The sequence below is a fragment of the uncultured Tateyamaria sp. genome, assembly GCF_947503045.1.
GTDB lineage: Bacteria > Pseudomonadota > Alphaproteobacteria > Rhodobacterales > Rhodobacteraceae > Tateyamaria.
In genome coordinates this window covers 129,011-149,451 of the sequence record NZ_CANNCF010000006.1, presented here as the reverse complement: position 1 = coordinate 149,451, position 20,441 = coordinate 129,011, and the positions used below count along the sequence as shown (strand labels likewise).

General features: G+C 62.4%; 17 protein-coding genes. 12 read left to right on the top strand and 5 right to left on the bottom strand.

Going from position 1 to position 20,441, the window contains the following annotated elements; translation table 11 throughout:
- The first annotated feature begins 233 nt into the window (after window positions 1-233).
- Complete coding sequence (locus tag Q1A89_RS20965) at window positions 234-914, top strand: hypothetical protein (RefSeq protein WP_299733255.1); 681 nt, start codon at window positions 234-236, stop codon at window positions 912-914.
- 285 nt (window positions 915-1,199) lie between these two features.
- Here Q1A89_RS20965 and Q1A89_RS20960 read toward each other — a convergent pair whose 3' ends face one another.
- Together Q1A89_RS20960 and Q1A89_RS20955 are read right to left on the bottom strand one after the other, a co-directional pair.
- Window positions 1,200-5,093: an efflux RND transporter permease subunit gene (locus tag Q1A89_RS20960; protein ID WP_299733252.1), complete on the bottom strand. Its 3,894-nt coding sequence runs from the start codon at window positions 5,091-5,093 to the stop codon at window positions 1,200-1,202.
- Window positions 5,090-6,391, bottom strand: coding sequence for an efflux RND transporter periplasmic adaptor subunit (locus Q1A89_RS20955; protein WP_299733249.1), 1,302 nt, complete (start codon window positions 6,389-6,391; stop codon window positions 5,090-5,092). Before Q1A89_RS20955 ends, Q1A89_RS20960 begins: the two co-directional genes overlap by 4 nt.
- A 243-nt stretch (window positions 6,392-6,634) precedes the next feature.
- On the opposite strand from Q1A89_RS20955, the gene Q1A89_RS20950 reads away from it, so the two are divergent.
- From Q1A89_RS20950 to der, 3 genes are all read left to right on the top strand, one after another.
- Window positions 6,635-7,309, top strand: a complete 675-nt coding sequence (locus tag Q1A89_RS20950) for a tetratricopeptide repeat protein (RefSeq protein WP_299733246.1) — start codon at window positions 6,635-6,637, stop codon at window positions 7,307-7,309.
- A 10-nt stretch (window positions 7,310-7,319) separates the two neighbouring features.
- On the top strand, window positions 7,320-8,699 hold the full coding sequence (locus tag Q1A89_RS20945) for a PQQ-like beta-propeller repeat protein (RefSeq protein ID WP_299733243.1): 1,380 nt from the start codon (window positions 7,320-7,322) through the stop codon (window positions 8,697-8,699).
- 70 nt (window positions 8,700-8,769) lie between these two features.
- The gene (gene der / locus Q1A89_RS20940) at window positions 8,770-10,230 is read left to right on the top strand and encodes a ribosome biogenesis GTPase Der (protein WP_299733240.1); all 1,461 of its coding nucleotides are present in this window, start codon (window positions 8,770-8,772) and stop codon (window positions 10,228-10,230) included.
- Window positions 10,231-10,255: 25 nt separating this feature from the next.
- Here der and Q1A89_RS20935 read toward each other — a convergent pair whose 3' ends face one another.
- On the bottom strand, window positions 10,256-10,942 hold the full coding sequence (locus Q1A89_RS20935) for a TspO/MBR family protein (RefSeq protein WP_299733237.1): 687 nt from the start codon (window positions 10,940-10,942) through the stop codon (window positions 10,256-10,258).
- A 91-nt stretch (window positions 10,943-11,033) separates the two neighbouring features.
- Between Q1A89_RS20935 and Q1A89_RS20930 the strand changes: the two genes are divergently transcribed.
- Window positions 11,034-12,110, top strand: a complete 1,077-nt coding sequence (locus tag Q1A89_RS20930; RefSeq protein WP_299733234.1) for a DUF2235 domain-containing protein — start codon at window positions 11,034-11,036, stop codon at window positions 12,108-12,110.
- Here Q1A89_RS20930 and serS read toward each other — a convergent pair.
- Both serS and Q1A89_RS20920 read right to left on the bottom strand, forming a co-directional pair.
- Window positions 12,107-13,399 (bottom strand): serine--tRNA ligase, encoded by a 1,293-nt coding sequence (gene serS, locus Q1A89_RS20925; protein WP_299733231.1) that lies wholly within the window; start codon window positions 13,397-13,399, stop codon window positions 12,107-12,109. The two genes, Q1A89_RS20930 and serS, sit on opposite strands and share 4 nt — an antisense overlap.
- Before the next feature lie 145 nt (window positions 13,400-13,544).
- Window positions 13,545-15,071, bottom strand: a complete 1,527-nt coding sequence (locus Q1A89_RS20920; protein WP_299733228.1) for a pentapeptide repeat-containing protein — start codon at window positions 15,069-15,071, stop codon at window positions 13,545-13,547.
- On the opposite strand from Q1A89_RS20920, the gene yajC reads away from it, so the two are divergent.
- The 7 genes from yajC to ccmB all read left to right on the top strand — a co-directional run bounded on the left by yajC (window position 15,022) and on the right by ccmB (window position 20,430).
- Complete coding sequence (yajC, locus tag Q1A89_RS20915) at window positions 15,022-15,300, top strand: preprotein translocase subunit YajC (RefSeq protein WP_299733225.1); 279 nt, start codon at window positions 15,022-15,024, stop codon at window positions 15,298-15,300. The genes Q1A89_RS20920 and yajC overlap by 50 nt on opposite strands.
- Window positions 15,300-16,964, top strand: coding sequence for a protein translocase subunit SecD (gene secD / locus Q1A89_RS20910; RefSeq protein WP_299733222.1), 1,665 nt, complete (start codon window positions 15,300-15,302; stop codon window positions 16,962-16,964). The genes yajC and secD overlap by 1 nt, the downstream gene beginning before the upstream one ends.
- A 3-nt stretch (window positions 16,965-16,967) precedes the next feature.
- Window positions 16,968-17,942: a protein translocase subunit SecF gene (secF, locus tag Q1A89_RS20905; RefSeq protein WP_299733267.1), complete on the top strand. Its 975-nt coding sequence runs from the start codon at window positions 16,968-16,970 to the stop codon at window positions 17,940-17,942.
- Window positions 17,935-18,687 carry a sulfite exporter TauE/SafE family protein gene (locus tag Q1A89_RS20900; RefSeq protein WP_299733219.1) on the top strand — a complete coding sequence of 251 codons (753 nt, stop codon included), beginning with the start codon at window positions 17,935-17,937 and terminating at the stop codon, window positions 18,685-18,687. The genes secF and Q1A89_RS20900 overlap by 8 nt, the downstream gene beginning before the upstream one ends.
- 4 nt (window positions 18,688-18,691) lie before the next feature.
- Entirely contained in the window at window positions 18,692-19,045 is a 354-nt protein-coding gene (locus Q1A89_RS20895) for an Mth938-like domain-containing protein (protein ID WP_299733216.1), read from the top strand.
- Between the two features lie 117 nt (window positions 19,046-19,162).
- Window positions 19,163-19,777 (top strand): heme ABC exporter ATP-binding protein CcmA, encoded by a 615-nt coding sequence (ccmA, locus tag Q1A89_RS20890; protein WP_299733213.1) that lies wholly within the window; start codon window positions 19,163-19,165, stop codon window positions 19,775-19,777.
- Window positions 19,774-20,430 (top strand): heme exporter protein CcmB, encoded by a 657-nt coding sequence (gene ccmB / locus Q1A89_RS20885; RefSeq protein ID WP_299733210.1) that lies wholly within the window; start codon window positions 19,774-19,776, stop codon window positions 20,428-20,430. The genes ccmA and ccmB overlap by 4 nt, the downstream gene beginning before the upstream one ends.
- Window positions 20,431-20,441: the final 11 nt, after the last annotated feature.

Here is a 20,441-nt window from a genome sequence, read left to right as displayed (position 1 = left end):
ACAGACGACAGTACTGACGAAACGACCGCGAAAATCGCTAAAAAACTCTTGCAATGCAGGAGCCACCCACAGAAGACATTCGAGCAGCGTGCAGCGAATTGGCTCTTCGTCACTCAAGGGATAAAAAAAAGTGACCCATCCGACATGGGTTTTGCCGGCGGTTTGGTGCTTTGGGTTGCGTGGTGTATGCAATGCATAGCACCCGCACGTAACGAAGCACTCGGAGGCGTGGCATGAAGTTTCTTGTGGAACATGAAGTCAAGAAGGGCGAGGGCATGATCGGGATCATGAAACGCGCCGGTCTCGACTCCAAGGACTGGAAGGTCGTCTACCAGAAAAGCTACAACGCGCATCTCAAGAAAGCCTACGGCAAGGTCGGCCACATCCGCCCGGGCGACAAGGTCATGTTGCCGGTGATGAGCCGCAAGGAGATGGATGATCTGATCGTGAAGATCGAAACCATGTCGAAGGATCTGACCAGCCTGATCGCGGCAGACCTCGCGACCTTGAGCAAGCTGAAGTCCCTGCGCCGGGTAAAGCGCGACAAGTGGAAGGCCTACAAAAAGATCAGGTCGGATATTCAGCCCAAACGCGAAAGCAAGAAGATCGCGGAGGAAATGACGAAACATTGCATTGAGGTTGATACGAAATCGACAACGGGGCTCGGGCAGGAGGTCAAGGCCATCGTCAATTGTGCCACGTTGTACGGGAATTCAAAGGCGTTCGTGAAGAACCTGAAGACGCTGGAAGCGGAATATGTGGTCAAGAAGCTGGATTCTGCGGTTGCGGACGCCGCGGTTGATGCGCTGGAAACCTCGGTCTTTGCCCGCCGTAAACTGGCAAGCGCCGCTGGCAAAATGATGCTGAAGGTCGAGAACGTTTTCCGAAAGATGCGGTATGATACTTACGGCTGAATTGGGCTTGATCCGTAAGGCGCGTGCGAGGCACGGCCTCCAGTCTCTGCGCTACTCCTTTCGCGCAACTGCTTTCTTTGGCGCACAAGCGCCGATCAGACCTCGTCGGTTCTCAAATAGTCTTGATGTGGACAAATGGGGTGTTCGATGGCTTTGGGCTGCGGTCTTTGGTGCCGCTGCAGCAGAGTGGTGTTTTGGCCCGTTTTAGGGACTTTGTGGTGAACACGCGCCGAACTGGCGGCTGCCATGGAAAAGGATGGGCAGATTGCCCATCCGACGCTTTGATCACTCTGCCGCTTTCAGGGGCGGGGTGTTGGCGAAGGGCAGTTCCGGCTGCTCGACCGCCGGGCCCGGTTCGTCGTCGAAATCCCAGACCAGTTCGCGGCTTTGCATTTTGCTGGTCTGGCGCGACAGCGACCAGTCGCGGGCGGCTTTGCTGGCGCGCCCCAGCGACAGTTTGGCCAGAAGCTGGCTGAGCCACATGGCGTAGGTCACGATCCACACCCGCATGGCCAGCAGCGATGGCGTCACGATCAGGGTCAGCACCGTCGCGATGCCGAGGCCGAATACCACGGCCGTGGCCAGTTGCTTCCACCACAGAGCGGTAGGGCTGTCGACCGTGTAGCCGCCACCGCCGAAATCGAGCGACAGGCCGAACATCATCGGCGCCAGACCGGCCATCGTGGTGATGGTGGTCAGCAGAACGGGGCGGATGCGGTCCTGGGCGGTGCGGATGATCGCCTCGATCCGGGGCATGTATTTCTCATATTCCTGATAGGTGTCGATCAGCACGATGTTGTTGTTCACGACGATCCCGGCCAGCGCCACGATGCCCGTGCCGGTCATGATGATCGAGAAGGCCTGATCCATCACCATCATCCCGATCAGCACACCCGCCGTGGACAGGACCACGGCCCCCAGCACCAGCAGCGCGTTGTAAACGCTGTTGAATTGCGCCAGCAGAATGATGAACATCAGCCCCAGTGCGCCAAGGAAGGCCTGCTGGAGGAAGGCGCCGGATTCGGCCTGATCCTCTTGATCGCCGGTCCATTCCGTCTCGATCCCCGCGCCGAAGGGGCCGGTGTCGAGCCATTTGGTCAGCTCTGCAATCCGCTCGTTCGGGTTGATGGGCACCATGCGCAGATCGCCCGCGTCGAGCGCCTCTTGCAGGTTCACGCCCTTGCCGGTCTCGTCAAGCGACAGCACGGCGTAAGTGGTGCCGTCCTCGGACGTGATCGACCCACTGGCCGAGGGGCGCAGGGTGGCGGCGATCACGTCGACCTCTTCGCCGTCGACCTCTTCGGTCATGACCAGCTTTTGCAAGCCATCCAGCACGTCGGCCTTCACGTCGAAATAGCGGACTTGATCGACCCGGTTGATCTGGGCGAGTTCGGCCACGGGCGTGCGGGTGATGAAGTTGGCCAGGGGCACGAGGCCGTCGCCTGTGCGCACCTTGAGCGTGTCGAGGGTGGACAGCACGCGGTCTTTTTCCGGCAGGCGGACGCGGATTTCGATTTCCTCATCCGAGGTGTCCACGCGCATCGTATCAAGCAGAATGCCGCGCGTGACCAGTTGCACCATGGCCCCGACGGTGGCGACATCCGCGCCAAAACGGCCCGCTTTTTCGACATCCACGTCGATCTGCCAGTCGATGCCGGGCAGGGGGCGGGTGTCTTCCATATTGAGCAGGCCGGGGGTGCGTTCAAAGGCGGCGCGCGCAACACCGGCGGCGACCATCAGGTCGGCCCATTCGTTGCCCTTGATGCGCAGATGCACGGGCTTGCCGTTGGCCGGGCCCTGCGACAGCGCAAGGGCCTCGGTGCGCACACCGGGGATCAGGGCGAGTTGTTCGCCGATCTCTTCCATCACGGTGTCGCCGTCGAATTCATGCGCCTTGATCTCGCGGGTGACGGTGTAGCCAAGCAGCGGAATGGTGAACCATGGCTCGGTCGCTTCGGGGCGTTCCTGCCAAGGGATGGTTTCGAGCTGGATCTGTCCGATGGCGTCGCGCGGGGCGTTGGCCCCGCCGGTGTTGGCGTTCAGACCGCCATTGCCGGCAAAGGCAAAGGCGCTGCGGATGCCGGGATGGCTTGTCACGACGTCCTCGGCCTGACGCAGCAGGGCGTCTTTTTCATCGAGGGACAGGTTGCCGCGCGCAAGCACGTAGACGATGGCCTGCTCGGCCTCGGTCTCGACAAAGAATTCGACGCCGCGGTTGTTGTTGATGAAGTAGATGAGGGTGGTGCCGACAAAGACAAAGACAACCGCGAGCATCGCGATGGGCATCAGTGGGTTACCCACGATCCCTTGGATGAAATAGCCAAAGCCCGAGCGCTGGTAGCCGGATTTGACCCGAGCGTTGCCTGACCCGAATACCCGCCGACCTGCCCAGATACCGGCCCAGCCCAGACGGACGCACAGCGCGCTTGCCGCAAGAAATGCCAGCATGAGGCCGCCTATGGCAAACCCGACAATCGCCAGCATCCCAAAGGCGATGCCGAAGACGGTGAGGAAGGTCGGCAACACCGATCCAAAGGTGTCCCGCTGATCCATGGTCGCAAATTCACCCTTGATGGCGCCTTGCAGCACAGGCAACAGGCCCAGCCCGGCCAACAGCGCAATGGCGAGGGGGAACAGCATGAGATGGGCGAGCATGGGCAGGCGGGCGATGCTGCCGCTGTTGGAGGAAATGGCGCTGGTGATCCGCCCCAGCACTCCGCCCATCACCGGCAGATAGATCAACGCCACGATCAGCGAGGCGGACAGAACGAAGATCAGTGTGACCGGCAGCATGCCCATGAACTCGCCCGGCACACCGGGCCAGAACAGCATGGGCAGGAACGCGCAAAGCGTGGTCGCGGTCGAGGAGACGACGGGCCAGAACATGCGCTTGGCCGCATCCACGTAGGACTGCATCGGCCCGGCACCTTCCTGTTGGCGCTTGTCGGCATATTCGACCACCACGATGGCGCCGTCCACCAGCATCCCCACGGACAGGATCAGCCCAAACATGACGATGTTCGATATCGAAATGCCCATGATCGCCAGCAGCACGAAACACAAAAGGAACGAGGTCGGAATGGCAAAGCCAACCAGCAGTGAGGCGCGCGGGCCAAGGGCGGCGAGCGAGACGATCATCACCAGCGCGATGGCGGTAAAGACCGAGCCTTGGAGCTGGGCCACCATCGAGGCGACTTCGCGGCTTTGGTCATTGGAGGTGCCGACATCGACGGCGGCCTTCAGCCCTTCGGGCCACTCGCCAGAGCGATCATCCACCAGTTCTTTCACCGCAGTGGCGGTGTCGATCAGGTTGAAGCCCTTGCGCTTGACCACTTGCAGGGCAACCGTGTCATTGCCGTTGAAACGGGCGGTGGACAACCGGTCCTCGAACGTCAGGTTGATCTGCGCCAGATCGCCAAGGGTGACCACGCGGTCGCCATTGGTCTTGACCGGCAGGTTGTAGATGTCGCTGACCTCGTCAAAAGAGGAGGGGATCTTGACCGCAAAGGCACCCTGATCGGTCTCGATTTCGCCCGCGGCGATCAGTTGGTTGTTGTTCTGCACCACGGTGATCAATTCGCCTGCGGTGACGTTGTAGGCCTCAAGGCGCAATGGGTCGATGATGACCTCGACCATCTCGTCGCGGCTGCCCACGATGCTGGCCTCAAGGACGGCATCCATGGCTTCGAGATCGTCTTGCAACTCTTTGGCAACGCGTGTGATTGTGCGTTCGGGGACAGGGCCTGTCAGGTTGACGATGATGATCGGGAATTCGGAAAAGTTGAATTCGTCCAGCGTGTAGGCCTCGAACCCGGCGGGGAATTCAGCCTCTGCGCCGTCCATGGCGTCACGCACATCGGCCATGACCTGCGTCTTGTTCCAGCCGAATTCGAATTCAAGCACGACATTGGCATAGCCTTCGGCCGCCGTCGCCGTCATCTTGTTCAGCCCGTCAAGGTCGGCCAGTTCGGTTTCCATCGGCTTGACCAGCAACGTCTCGGAGTCCGCGGCCGAAATGCCGGGGAAGGGGACCGAGATCACGAGGGTCGGGATTTCGATGTCGGGCTCACCCTCTTTGGGCAGGCTGATATAGGCCACTGTGCCGACGGTCAGGGACAGGATGATAAACGCCACCACCATCCGCGCACGGGAGGCGGCCCAGTCAACGATTCCGGTCATTGGGTTTGCTCCTGAAAGGTTGGGGCGACCTTGACGCCTGCGGTGACGAATTCCTGACCGACGACAATCACGTCCGCCTGATCCGGCAGCCCGGTCAGCCACACCCCTTGGGTGGTGTCGCGCAGCACCTCAACGGGCACAAAGACCACGTTGCTGTCATCGTCAATGGTGCGCAGGCCCAATTGCCCGTCCGCGTTCAGCGTCAGTGCGGACGATGGCAGCAGGTGCGCGCTGGACCCCGGTGCAGAGATCAGGATTTCCGCCGTCTGCCCGTCCCGGATGGCGAGATCGGCGTTGGGCACTTCGATTTCGACGCGGAAGGTGCGGGTGGTCGGATCGGAGGAGCGCGACAGGAAGGTGACCGCCCCGCCGATTTCGCTGCCCCCTGCGGCCAGTTCGGCGCGCGCCATGGCGCCGACGCTCACGCGGCTGATTTCGGTTTCGGGCACAAAGGCCACCAGTTTGATGGGGTCGAGCTGGATCACGGTGGCGCAGAGATCACCGGGCTGCAGCAGGCTACCCAACTCGGCGGTGTCGCTTTCCAGAAGGCCCGCGAAGGGCGCGCGGATTTCGAGCCGTTCGAGTTCCTTTTCTGCGGTGGCGACGGCGGCGGCGGCGCTTTCGATGCGCGCGTCTGCCGATTGCAGCCCTGCGGTCGCCGCCGAGACGCTTGATTTGGCCCCCTGAAGCGCGGCCTGCGCGGCAGCCAGGCTCGCATCCGCAGCCTTCACGCGGGTTTCAGCGGCAAAGCCACCTTCGCTCAGGCGGCGAGCCGCGTTCTGGTTCACGAGGGCCTCGTCGATGCGGGCCTGCGCCTCGACCACACGGCTTTCGGCCTCGGGCACGCGGCTTTCCGCTTCGATCTTGCTGGCGATGGCTTCGGCCAGACCCGCGCGCGCTTCGTTCAGGGCCGAGTCGCGGGTGCCGGGCGAGAGTTCGCACAGCAACTGGTCTTCTTCGATGAACGCGCCCTTGCGCAGGGGAGGCGACACCACGGTCGAAGATGTCTCGGCGCGCACGTCGACCTGACGCTTGGCCTCGGTCTGGCCGCGCAGGATCACGGCGCTGTCGATCTCGCGGGCGATGGATTTGACGGCCACAACCTTGATCAGCGCGTCGGGGTCAAAGACATCTTCTTCGACGGCCTCTTCGGTCTCCGCTGTCTCTTCTGCCTCTGTCTCGGTTGCATCGCCACCGGAGCGCTCGGCAAGGAAGGCAAGCGTCGAATCCCGCTCGATCACCCACAGGTACAAGCCTGCCGCAACCAGTATGGCCAGAATAAACGATACAACCCGCATCTTTGCTCTCCGTCAGGGTGACTTACGTGCGATGGCACGCGATTCACCCCGATATATGGTCCTTTACGACTAAACTAACCAGTTCAGATTACTTTTTTTCGTCAAATTTCGCAATCCTGCCGAAATGAGTGGCAGAAGAGGGGGCTTTGTCGCTCTTGGCTTGGGCGCGCGGGCGCGGTAAGAGGAGCGCGAAAACGAGGCGGGCGTGGGCACAATGCGCCGAAATACTGGGGAGCGCCGGGCGTGAGCGACACCGATAGTTTCATTGATGAAGTCAACGAAGAAGTGCGGCGGGACCGCCTCTATGGCTACCTGCGCAAATATGGCTGGGTTGCCGCCCTTGCCATCGTCGCCATCGTGGGGGCCGCGGGGTATAACGAATACCGTCAGGCTCAGGAGGTCGCCAAGGCGCAGGCCCTTGGGGATGCGATGCTTGAGGCGCTGTCGCGCAATGATGATGTGGCCCGCGCGGGCGCACTCGCCGACGTCTCTGCCGAAACACCGCAGGGCGAGGCGGTTCTGGCCTTTCTGACAGCAGGGGCGCAGGCCGAAGCGGGCCAGACCGAAGAGGCCGCGCAGACGCTGCAGGTTGTGTCCGGGAATGGCGAAGTGCCGCTGATCTATCGTCAGGTCGCCGCGTTCAAGGCGCTGATCCTGCAGGCTGACACGCTTGATATCGAACAGCGCCGCGCCGGGTTTGACGCATTGGCCGTGCCCGGTGTCCGCCTGCGTCTGCTGGCCGAAGAACAGCTGGCCCTGCTCGACATCGAAGAGGGCGATACTGACGCTGCGCTAACCAGATTTCAGGCCATCATGGACGACGCCGAAGTGACCTCAGGCTTGCAACGGCGTGCCCTACAGGCAATGGTGGCTTTGGGCGGCGCGCCACAGGCCACCGAGACCGCCGATGAAGGATAAGGGCACAGGCATGACACGCGGCACGGCAGTCAGACAGATCAATCTGCAGCGTTTCGTTTCAAAAGGCACATTGGCGGGCCTCGGCCTGGTCGGTGTGGCCCTGCTGAGTGCCTGTCAGGAACGTCAGGTCATCCTGCCCGGCCAGCGCGAGGCGGTGGATTCGGTTCTGACCCAGTCGCCATCGGCGGGCACCGAAGAGGCGACAGCCGTTGCGGATGCTGCCCGCGCTATCCAGCTGCCCGCACAGGTTGCCAATGCCGAGGCGGCCCAAAGCTTTGGCACACAGAACTTCCGCACCGATCACCCAAGCCTGAATGCGAACCTGACACAGGTGTTCGCCGTCAACATCGGCGCCGGGGACAACCGCAAGCACCGCATTGTGGCCGACCCCGTCGTGTCGGGGGGCCGCGTTTTTACGCTGGATGCAGAGACCACGGTCACAGCCGTGTCGACCTCTGGCGCGATCCTGTGGCAGCGCGATGTGCTGCCCGACGGGGCGGAGTCGGGTGATGCCACGGGTGGCGGCCTCGCCGTGGATGGCGACGTTTTGTATATTTCCAGCGGCTTTGGCGCGCTGACAGCACTCGAGGCCTCGACCGGGCGCACGATCTGGGTGCAGAACCTTGAGGCCACAGGCTCTGGCCGCCCCACGGTGTTTGGCGATCTGGTCTATATCATGGCCGGGGATGACACCGGCTGGGCGCTTAACAAGACCAATGGGCGCGTGGAATGGCAGGTCTCTGCCTCGGAAAGCCCCACAAACGTGCTGGGTGCGCCTGCGCCCATCGTTGTGGACGGGCTGACGGTGTTCTCTTTTGGCTCAGGCGAGATGCAGGCGGTGTTCCGTCAGGGCGGTTTGCGCCGCTGGGATGCGTCCGTGCTGGGCGAGCGCAAGGGCCGGGCCCTGTCGAAGTTCGATGACGTGACCGGGCGGCCCATTGCCGTGGACGGCGTGATCTATGCGGGCAACCAGTCCGGGCGCACCGTGGCAATGAACGCAGGCAGTGGCGGGCGCATCTGGACCGCAAACGAAGGGGCCGTGGACACGGTCCTGCCGGTTGCCGGCAGCGTGTTTCTGGTCAGTGACCGCAACGAATTGTTGCGGCTGGATGCCAGCGATGGCAGCCGCATCTGGGGCGTTAAACTGCCCAACTATGTGGCCAGCAGGCCCAGTCGCCAGTCCGAAGTCTTTGCCCATCATGGCCCCATCCTCGCCGGTGGGCGGATCATCGTGGCCTCGTCGGATGGTGTGCTGCGCAGCTTTGATCCCGTTTCGGGCGGGCTGACCGGCACGACCGAGATCCCGGGCGGCGCCTCGACCGCACCGGTTGTGGCGGGCCAGACCCTCTATTTGGTCAGCCGCAAGGGGCAGCTGGTCGCCTACCGCTAGGCGTTTCAGTCCTTTTCGCGGGCGCACATATGGTCTATGTGCCCCCTCTGACCCCGTTCGGACAAAACCCATGACCCTGACCCTCGCCATTGTCGGCCGCCCCAATGTGGGCAAATCGACCCTGTTCAACCGCCTTGTGGGCAAGCGCCTTGCGCTGGTCGACGACCAGCCCGGTGTGACCCGCGATCTGCGCGAGGGGGCCGCACGTCTGGCCGACCTGAAATTCACCGTGATCGACACGGCGGGTCTGGAAGAGGCCACCGATGAAAGCCTGCAGGGGCGCATGCGCCGCCTGACCGAACGGGCCGTGGACATGGCCGATGTGTGCCTGTTCATGATCGATGCGCGCGCCGGTGTGACGCCGACGGACCAAATCTTTGCCGAGATCCTGCGCAAACGCAGCAAACACGTGCTGCTGGCTGCGAACAAGGGCGAGGGCGCAGCCGCCGATGCGGGTGTGATCGAGGCCTATTCGCTTGGCCTTGGCGAGCCGATCCGCCTGTCTGCCGAACATGGCGAGGGGCTGAATGATCTTTATGCGCAGCTTCAACCCATTGCCGATCTCTATGCCGAAAAGGCGCGCAGCGAGGCCCCCGAGGTGGATGTCGATCTGGAGGACGCGGACGAGGACGATGTGGACGCCGTGCCCATGCCCACAAACGCCAAGCCCTTGCAGGTCGCCGTGGTGGGTCGCCCCAATGCCGGCAAATCGACGCTGATCAACCAGATTGTCGGCGATGACCGCCTGCTGACCGGTCCCGAGGCCGGGATCACCCGCGATGCGATCTCCCTGCGCACCGACTGGAACGGGGTGCCGATGCGCATCTTTGACACAGCCGGTATGCGCAAAAAGGCCAAGGTGCAGGAAAAGCTGGAGAAACTGAGCGTTGGCGACGGCTTGCGCGCGGTGAAATTCGCCGAAGTTGTCGTGGTGCTGCTGGATGCCGCCATCCCGTTCGAGCAGCAGGACCTGCGCATTGCCGATCTGGCCGAGCGCGAGGGCCGGGCCGTGGTTGTTGCCATCAACAAGTGGGACGTGGAAGAGGAAAAGCAGGCCAAGCTGCGCGACCTCAAGGAGAGCTTTGAGCGGCTGCTGCCGCAGCTCAAGGGCGCGCCGCTGATCACTGTGTCGGCCAAAACGGGGCGCGGCATGGACCGCTTGCATGACGCGATTCTGCGCGCCTACGAAGTCTGGAATCGTCGCGTCACCACGGCGCAATTGAACCGCTGGCTGACCGGCATGCTGGAGGCGCATCCGCCCCCTGCACCGCAAGGCAAGCGGATCAAGCTGCGCTACATGACGCAGGCCAAGACACGGCCCCCCGGGTTCGTGGTGATGTGCAGCCATCCCGACAAGATGCCGGAAAGCTATAATCGTTATCTTGTCAACGGGTTACGGCTCGACTTTGACATGCCGGGCACGCCGATCCGCATCTATATGCGCGGCCAGAACGATGCCAACCCCTACAAGGGCCGCAAAAAGGCGCCGCCCAGCAAGCTGCGCAAACATACGGATGGGCGGCGCGGCTAGGTTCGCACGGTGGCTGGACACCGGATTATTTTCCGCGCGCAGCCCGCAGCGTTGGTGCAACAAGCGCCGCAGCACCCGCCAGTGCCAGCAGTCCGACACCGGCAAAGCTGTTCTGTAGCCCCACGGCGATCAACGCCCAGATCACCGCGATGCCATAGGTGGGTGCAAACCCCAGCACCCATTGCATGGCCCAGGCCAACACGATGGCGCAGGCCACCATGACCCATGCGGCCAGCATCTGCCCCGTGACCCCGTAGCCTGCCAGTAACAGCCCAAGTGCCACGCAACTCGCCGCGCTCAGCCATCCGGCATACAGCCCCACGGGCCACGCAGCCGCCCATGCGTCACTGCGCGGCGCGCGCCACAGGGCCCACAGCGCACTCAGCAGCATCACCCAGATCAGCACCGTGGCCCAGACGGGGCTGCGCACCGCGACCGGCAACCACACCGCCCCGACGGCCAAGGAAATGGCCAGCGGCAGGCGCATCGCAGACCATTCCGGCGCATTCCAGCGCTTCCACACACCAAACCCGGCCCCGACAATCAGCCACAGGTAAATCAGGCCCCAGATCGCAAAGGCGTAGCCTGCGGGCTGCACGGGCGGGTCGATCTGCGGGATCGGGAACTGATCGGCGTCAAACCCGCCAAAACCCGGCACCCAAAAGGGCGAGGCCGCAAAGGCAATGGCGAGGAACAGGACAAGTGCGGGCATGGAATTCCACCGTTTACAATTCAGAACAGGTGCGCGACCCTTTGGAGCATAAATTAATGCTTTTGGCCGCATTTCAAGGACTTGGACCCCAATGACACGGATTGCGATCTTTTGCGACGGGACGTGGAATTCTGCGGACATCCAGGAAACCACCAGCGTGCACAAACTGCAACGCGCACTGGTCAATGACCCGGCCAAGGGACAGGTCGCGGCCTATTTCCCTGGGATCGGGACAAACACACGCTTTGACGGTCCGCTCAAACGACTTCTCAACACATATGGCGGTGGTGCCTTTGGCTGGGGGCTCGATGCCAAGGTCAAGGAGGCCTACCAGTTCCTCGCGCAGGCCTATCAGGCGGGGGACGAGATTTACCTGTTCGGCTTTTCACGTGGCGCTTTCACGGCACGTTCGCTGGCCGGCATGATCCGCAAATGCGGGATCATCGAAGACACCAGCCCCGAAGGCGTGAACGCGGCCTTTGAGCTTTACCGCAAGAAGGGTCAGCGCAACCGTCCGGACGCGCCCCATATTCAAGCCGCCCGGCGCGAGATGTCGCCGCGCTTTGCCACCTCTGCCAGCGATATGGCCTGGCGCAACGACACTTCGCGCCTCGTCGCCATCAACTACCTCGGCGTCTGGGACACCGTGGGCGCGCGGGGTATCCCCCCATCGTTGCTTGGGCCCGTCGCGTCGATGTGGAACCGGCAGTACAAGTTTCACGACATGGCCCTGTCCTCTTTGGTGCAATCGGCGCGCCATGCGCTTGCGCTGGACGAGCGGCGCAAGCTCTATAAGCCCGCCAAATGGGACAATCTGGACGGGCCGGACGGCCTGAACGAAGGCGACACCGGTCCCTTGCGGCCCTACCAGCAGCTTTGGTTTGTAGGCAATCACAGCATCGTCGGCGGATCGGGCGCCGAACAGCCCCTGTCGATGATTGCGCTGGACTGGGTGGTGCAGGGCGCCGGGCGGCTCACGCTCAATCCCGAGGAGAGATTCCCGCCCAGCGATCCGGACGCGTTGGTGGACGCGCCTTCGCTGAACGAGCGCTGGTCACTGTTGAAGAAATGGCGGCAAGGGCCTGTTCAGACTTGGGAAGTTCACCCCACGGTGCGCGAACGCCACAGCGGGCGCAGCGATTACAGGCCCAAATCCCTGCGCATTTAAGCCAGCTTTCCGTCCGCGCCCAACTTGGTCTTGCCGCCCAGATAAGGGGCCAGAACGCCCGGCAAAGTAACTGAGCCATCGGCCTGTTGACCATTCTCCAGCACCGCGATCAGGCAGCGCCCCACGGCGAGGCCGGAGCCGTTGAGCGTGTGCACGAATTGCGGCTTGCCGCCATCGGCGGGCTTGAAACGGGCATTCATGCGGCGCGCCTGAAAGTCGCCGGTGGTCGAGACGGAACTGATCTCGCGATAGGTGTTCTGGCCGGGCAGCCACGCCTCGATGTCGTAAGTGCGGCGCGCCCCAAAGCCCATGTCGCCGGTGCAAAGCACAATGGTTTTGTACGGGATTTCAAGGGCTTCGAGGATGCCTTCGGCGCAGGCCAGCATGCGTTTCTGTTCGTCCTCACTGGCATCCGGATGGGTGATCGACACCATCTCGACCTTTTCGAACTGGTGCTGGCGCAGCATCCCGGAGGTGTCGCGCCCGGCACTGCCTGCCTCGGAGCGGAAGCAGAGCGTGTGGGCGGTCAGCCGGATCGGCAGGGCACTGGCGTCAAGCACGTCGTCCGCGACCGTGTAGGTCAGCGGGATTTCAGAGGTCGAGGCGAGCCACATACCCTCGTGGGTCTGATAGCTTTCCTCGCCAAATTTGGGAAGTTTATCAGTGCCATACATGGCTTCCTCTCGCACGAGGACGGGCGGGTTGGCCTCGGTCAACCCGTTCTTGTCCACATGGGTGTCGAGCATGAATTGCGCGAGCGCACGGTGGATGCGTGCCACAGCGCCCGACAGCAGGACAAAGCGGCTGCCGGAGATCTTGGCGGCGGTTTCAAAGTCCATGGACGGGGCGACAGCGGGCAGATCAAAGTGCTCTTTGGGTGTGAAATCAAAGGTTTGGGGCGTGCCCCAACGCTTGATTTCGACATTGTCATCCTCGTCCGCGCCGTCCGGCACATCGTCGGCGGGCAGGTTGGGGATGCGGGACAGGGCGTCGGTCAGCCGTGCATCGAGTGCTTTCGCTTCGTCCTGCATCGTGCTGATTTCGCTTTTCTTTTCGGAGATGAGGGCGCGCAGCCGTTCGAATTCGGCCTCGTCGCCGCGGCCTTTGGCAGCGCCGACCTCTTTACTGGCCTTGTTCTGTTCGGCCTGCGCGGTTTCGGCGGCAAGGATTTTGGCGCGCCGCGCCTCGTCCAGCGCCAGCAATTCAGACGACACCGGCGCGTCCCCACGGCGCGCGAGGGCGGCGTCGAAGGCTGCGGGATTTTCGCGAATGGCGCGGATGTCGTGCATGGCTCTGGTCCTTGGATCAGGGTGGGGTGATGTGGGTCATATGCCCGATTGTGGGGCCCGGGAAAAGGGGCGGAATCGGTGTGCACCATGTGTGCATACACCGTGCACAGGGCGTGCACCGGTTTGGTGTATTTTTTGTTAGGGGTTATTTGTCCCAGCCGGAAGGGAGGGTGGCTTGCCAAGCGCGCCATTGGTCAAAGAATTCGGGATCATCTTTTGTGTCGAGCCAATGATCCGGCTTCTGCACACCCTCCGGTCGGATCACGGACACATCGCCGAACATATCCTCCAGATGTTCGGCAATTTCTGGTAGGGTGGTAAAATCAAACTCTCTCACCACTGCACCTCGAAGAGTAGCAGTGGTGAGAGAGGTTTCTGCGTCAAACTGCGCGCCCCCGAGGTTCGCCCCCTGCAACTGCGCGCCCCAGAGGTTCGCCCGCTGCAACTGCGCATCCCCGAGGTTTGCCCCCTGCAACTGCGCGTCCCAGAGGTAAGCCCCCTGCAACTGCGCATCCCCGAGGTTTGCCCCCTGCAACTGCGCATCCCCGAGGTAAGCTCCCTGCAACTGCACGTTTTGGAAAAGACCCTGTTTGAAGTTCAGATCTTTGAGATCGCACTTTTGTAGGTTCGCCCCGCGCAGGTCGATTTCGCCGTTTTCCAAGGGCGCATCGGCATGTTCGTGCAGCCGGCCCAGCGTTTGCGCGGCCTTTTCCATGTCCGAGCGCGGTTTGGGCAGAGCGTCTACCCAATCCTTCCACGCATCAGGCTTTGTGTCTTTGGGTGGTTCCTGTGCCGGCACCTCGGCGCTGAGTTCGCGGACGTAGACGGACAGCAGGCGGGCGATACGCGGGGTTTCGGCGTTGTTTTCACGCGCCAGTCCTTCGAGCCGGTCGATGGCGGCGTTGCGTTGGACGATGTCATCTTGCCAGATAATATGGCGCTGACCGTCTTCGTCCCTTTCCGTCACCTGCCTGCGTGCATACAGCCCCTCGGTGGCTGCGTTGATCTTTTCATTGAACAGGGACTCGGTCGCCGTCTCAGTCTGCTTTTGTGTCATACGCAGGCGGATCACCGTCAGTGGCAATGCAACCACCGCGCCCAAGACAGTTGTGAGACCAGCGAGGCGTAGGACGTGGAATAGAAATCCTTCCCGCATCTCTTCGGCCGTCATGCCTTCGGAGAATGGCAGGGCAATTGTGCCCAGCATCAGGACCGCCAATCCGACAGCTAGGATTGCCGCGATTGTCGTGTAGGCGATCGTGCCTGCGATGATCAGGACCGGGGGCAGGCCGGCGAGGCCCAAACCATCACGTATGCGGGTGAGTGTGTTTGGCTTGGTCTCGGCCGTTGGCAACGTGATCGCGATGAGCCACGAGGCGACGAGCAGCCCGATCAGGCCGCCGACACCGTAGACAAGCGGGCCGGGGAGGGAGATGTCTATCGTGTCGTTCATCCCGCCACCTTGACGCGAAACCGCGTCTTGCAAAAGACCTTTGGCCGTTTTGCGCCGCAACAACCACGCCAAACTGACCCTTTGTACCTTGCGCCCGTCCGCCCTCGACCATAGGTTCTGCCAAACTCTGCGACGGGCGTGATTTGCCCCAAGATTTAAGGACATCTCAATGGAAGCCTTTGGCCAGTTCATCCCCCTGCTTCTGATCTTCGGGATCATGTATTTCCTGCTGATCCGCCCTCAGCAAAAGAAGGTGAAGGAGCATGCGGCCATGGTCAGCGCCCTGCGCCGTGGCGATCAGGTGGTGACCCAGGGCGGCCTCATCGGCAAGGTCACCAAGGTCAAGGATGACAACGAGATCGAGGTCGAGCTGGCCGAGGGCGTGAAGGTCCGCGTGGTGCAGTCCACCATCGCCACGGTTCTGTCCAAGACCGAGCCAGCCAAGTAATGCTGCAGATCGAGGGTTGGAAACGCGTTCTGATCTGGGCGACCGTCGCCCTTGGTCTGATCCTGGCGCTGCCGAACGGGTTTTATACCCGTGTCGAGGGCCACAATGATGCCGCGCAAGCCATTGAATTGGGGGCGGATACGCCTGAAAATCAGGCCGCACTCGCGCAGTGGCCCACGTGGATGCCGTCCAGCCTTGTGAACCTCGGCCTTGATCTGCGCGGCGGGGCCCATTTGCTGGCCGAGGTGCAGGTCGAGGATGTCTATGCGAGCCGGATGGAGGCCAGTTGGCCCGAGATCCGCGACGCGTTGCGTCCCGAACGCGCCACCATCGGCACGATCCGCTTGCAGCAGTCCCCGCCGGACGAGTTGCGCGTGCGCATTTCCGAGCCTGCCGGCATGCAGCGCGCCTTGCAGATCGTGCGTGGGCTGGCCCAGCCGGTGCAGACCCTGACCGGGGTGGGGGCCAATGATATCGAGGTCCGCGCGGATGGTGAGAACACGATTGTCGTCACCCTGTCTGATGCCGAAAAGCTCGCCAGTGACGAGCGCACCGTGCAGCAAAGCCTTGAAATCGTGCGCCGCCGGATTGACGAGGTGGGCACCCGCGAGCCGACCATTCAACGTCAGGGGGCGCTGCGGATTCTCATTCAGGTGCCCGGGATTGGCTCGGCCGCTGAGTTGAAGGCGATCATCGGTACAACCGCGCAGTTGACATTCAATCCGGTGGTGAGCCGGACGTCGGATGCGTCCCAGGCACCCGGTATCGGCAACAAGCTAGTGCCGTCATTGGATGAGCCGGGGCTGTTTTATATTTTGGAAAGCGCGCCCGTGGTGACAGGCGAGTGTCTGGTAGATGCGCAGCCGAGTTTTGATCAGAATGGCAGCCCTGCGGTTTCCTTCCGTTTCAACACCCAATGCGCGAGGATTTTCGGGGACTATACGGCTGAAAACATCGGCTCTCCGTTTGCGATTGTGCTCGATGACAAGGTGGTCAGCGCCCCTGTGATCCAGAGCCACATTCCCGGCGGATCGGGTATCATCACCGGCAATTTCGATGTCGAAGAGTCCACCAATCTGGCTGTACTGTTGCGCGCCGGGGCCTTGCCTGCGCAGCTGACATTTCTTGAAGAGCGCACCATTGGCCCGGAACTGGGGCAGGACAGCATTGATGCGGGCAAGATCGCGACGATGGTCGCCTTTGCCGCGGTTCTGGTGTTCATGTTCCTTAGTTACGGGCTGTTCGGGCTGTTTGCCAATGTCGCGCTGATCATCAATATCGGGCTGATCTTTGGCCTGCTCAGCCTCATCGGGGCCACGCTGACCTTGCCCGGCATTGCAGGGATCGTGCTGACCGTGGGGATGGCGGTCGACGCCAACGTGCTGATTTTCGAGCGTATTCGCGAAGAGCTGAAATCGGCCCGTGGTCCGGCGCGGGCCATCGAGTTGGGCTATGAAAAGGCGCTGTCGGCCATTCTGGATGCCAACATCACCACGTTCATCACGGCTGTGATCCTGTTTGCCATGGGCTCGGGCCCGGTGCGGGGTTTTGCGATTACGCTGGGCCTCGGGATTTTGACATCGGTGTTCACGGCGATCTTTGTGACGCGTTTGCTGATCGTGATGTGGTTTGAACGGCGCCGTCCGAAAACGATTGAGGTTTAAGTGATGCGTTTGAAACTGATCCGCCAAGATACCTCATTCGATTTTTTCAGCCGCTGGAAGCTGTGGCTGGGGATTTCGGCGCTGATGGTGGTGATCGGTTTTGCCTCTTTTGCCATTCAGGGCCTCAATTTCGGCATCGATTTCCGGGGCGGGACAACGATCCGTACTGAAAGCACGCAACCCGTGGATATCGGGGTCTATCGCGAGGCGCTGGCGCCGCTGGAGCTGGGTGACATTTCGATCACCGAAGTGTTCGACGTCACGTTCCGTGCCGACCAGAATGTCACGCAGATCCGGATTGAGGCGCAGGAGGGCGACGAGGCTGTGCAGGGCCAGTTGATCCAAGACATTGGCGTTGCCCTCAAGGCCGCCGATCCCGGCATGGTGCTGCCTTTTCCAGCGGTGGAATCCGTCGGCCCGAAAGTCTCGGGCGAGTTGATCAAGACGGCGGCGCTGGCCGTGGTTTTGGCCATTGGCGCGGTTTTGATCTACATCTGGTTGCGCTTTGAATGGCAGTTTGCGCTGGGGGCGGTGGCGGCACTGATCCATGACGTGATCCTGACCATCGGGGTGTTTTCCGAACTGCAGATCAAGTTTGATCTGGCCATTATCGCAGCCTTGCTGACGATTGTCGGTTACAGTCTCAACGACACGGTTGTCGTCTTTGACCGCGTGCGGGAGAACCTGCGCAAGTACAAGAAAAAGCCCTTGAACGAAGTTCTCAACATCTCGATCAACGAGACTCTCAGCCGGACCCTGATGACCTCGGTCACCACGTTGCTCGCGCTCATTGCGCTTTATGTGCTGGGCGGGGACGTCATTCGCGGTTTTGTCTTTGCGATGATCTGGGGTGTGATCGTGGGGACCTATTCGTCGGTCTTTGTGGCCTCGACCATCCTGTTGTGGCTGGGTGTCAAACGCAACTGGGACAAGCCTGATCCCAATGTGGGCAACCAATACGCCAACATAGATGCCTGACCTTTTGGCCACCGCCCTGGCCTTGCCGGGGGTCTGGTGGCTGGTGGGTGCTATTGTTGCAGCGGGGCTGGTGCGCGGGTTCACCGGCTTTGGCTCGGCCCTGATCATCATGCCGATGGCCAGTTCCGTGCTGGACCCGTTTGCGGCCCTTGCCTTTCTCACCGTGGTCGAGTTCTGGGGCCCATTGCCCAACCTGCGCGCGGCCTGGCGCGACGGCACCCCGCGCGAGGCGGGGCTGTTGCTGGTGGGGGCGGCGGTGGGTCTGCCGCTGGGTCTGTTGGGGCTGTCGATGCTTGATCCGGAAATCTTTGGCTGGTCGGTGTCGATCACTGTGATGATCCTGCTGGTGCTGGTGATGTCGGGCTGGCGCTGTGCGGGCAGCCTGCGCCCCGGTGGTGTGGTCGGGATAGGCACGATGGGCGGGTTTCTGGGTGGCATTGCCGGTGTGCCGGGGCCGCCGGTCATCATGTTCTACATGGCCAGCGCACAGGCCATTGCGGTGATCCGCGCCAATTTCCTGCTCTACCTTCTGGGCATTGATGTGCTGATGATCGTCTTGTTCCTCGGCTTTGATCTGCTTGATCCGCTGGCCCTCACCGTGGGGTTGCTGTGCGCGCCGCTTTATATGTGTGCCAATGTGCTGGGCGCGTGGCTGTTTGATCCCCGCTCGGAGCGACTTTTTCGTGCGGTGGCCTATATCGTGATTGCGGCTGCGGCTATTGTGGGCCTGCCTGTCTGGAGTTGATGCCATGCGCCTGAATGAGATCACCTATACCGATGCCAAGCCGGTCGAGGGCTATGGGCCGGGGTTTTTCCGCATTGGCGGCGAGGTAATCGAGGGCGGCGTGCTGACGGGCCCTGAGGGTACGGGGCCTTGGGGTGGTTATGAGGACGGGGCGGCTTTGCTTGCGCTGGCGGGCAAGGTTGATGTGCTGTTTGTCGGCACGGGCGCCGAGATTGCCCATATACCCGGCCACTTGCGTGATCAGTTGGACGGGGCGGGCATCGGGGTTGAGGTCATGTCATCGCCCTCGGCTGCGCGCACTTACAACGTGCTTTTGAGCGAGGGGCGCCGCGTTGCCCTGGCGATGCTGCCTGTCTGAGAGGGCGAGGGGGGCCAGCCCCCCGGCGCTGGCGCGCCTCCCCCCGGAGTTTATTTGGCCAAGTGAAGTTGCATGGGGGGCTTTTGTGCCCTGTCATGTTCCGGTAGCGATATCGTCATGGAATTGAGCGTCACTGATCTGGCCGTGGGCCGAGGGGGCATCCCGTTGCTGGCGGGCCTGTCCTTTGGCCTTGCGCGGGGTCGTGCGCTGGTGCTGCGTGGCCCGAACGGGTCGGGCAAGACGACGCTGCTGCGCACCGTGGCCGGGTTGCAGCTGCCGATGGCGGGTCGCGTTGAGGTGGGCGAGGACAGTGTGGCCTATGCCGCCCATGCGGACGGGCTGAAGGCGGCGCTGAGTGTCGCCGAGAACCTGCGGTTCTGGGCGGCGGTGTTCGGGCAGAGCGGGATTGACGCGGCCTTGCGCGCTTTTGATCTGGAGCCGCTGGCGGAGCGCCGGGCCGGGCAGTTGTCGGCAGGGCAAAAGCGGCGGTTGGGGCTGGCGCGGCTGGTGGTCACGGGCCGCCCGCTTTGGGTGCTGGATGAGCCGACAGTGTCGCTGGATGCGGCCTCCGTCGCGCAGTTTGGTGCCGCGGTGCGCGCCCATCTGGGCCACGGTGGTGCTGCGCTGATCGCCACGCATATCGATCTGGGCCTTGAGGCGGATGTGCTGGACGTGACGCCCTACCGTGCGGCGGCGGATGCGATGGCGGCAACGGATGAGGCGTTCCTGTGAGGGCGCTGTTTCTTCGTGATCTGGTGCTGGCCTTGCGCGCCGGGGGTGGCTTTGGCCTCGGGCTCGCGTTTTTCCTGATTGTGGTGGTGCTGGTGCCGTTTTCGGTGGGGCCGTCGTCGGAACTGCTGGGCCGCATTGCGCCGGGGGTTTTGTGGCTGGGCGCGCTGCTGGCGTGTCTGTTGTCGCTGGACCGGCTGCTGGCGGTGGATTGGGAGGACGGAGCGCTTGATCTGCTTGCGACCTCGCCCTTGCCGTTGGAAGGTGTGATCGCGGTGAAGGCTGCGGCCCATTGGGTGACCACGGGCCTGCCGCTGGTATTGGCCGCCCCTGTGCTGGGGGTGTTGCTGAACCTCGCCCCACAAGGCTATGGCGTGTTGGTTCTGAGCCTTGCGCTTGGCACGCCCGCGCTGTCGATGATTGGTGCCTTTGGGGCGGCCCTGACTGTGGGGATCAAGCGGGGTGGGCTGCTCATGTCGCTGCTGGTTCTGCCGCTTTATGTGCCGACGCTGATCTTTGGAGCAGAGGCCGCGCGCCGTGCGGCTGAAGGGCAGGATCCGGCGACGCCGCTGCTCTTTCTGGCGGGGATCACGGCAGGCGTTCTGGCCTGCATGCCTTTTGCGGCGGGGGCAGTGTTGCGGGTCAATTTGCGGTAACGGGGATTTGG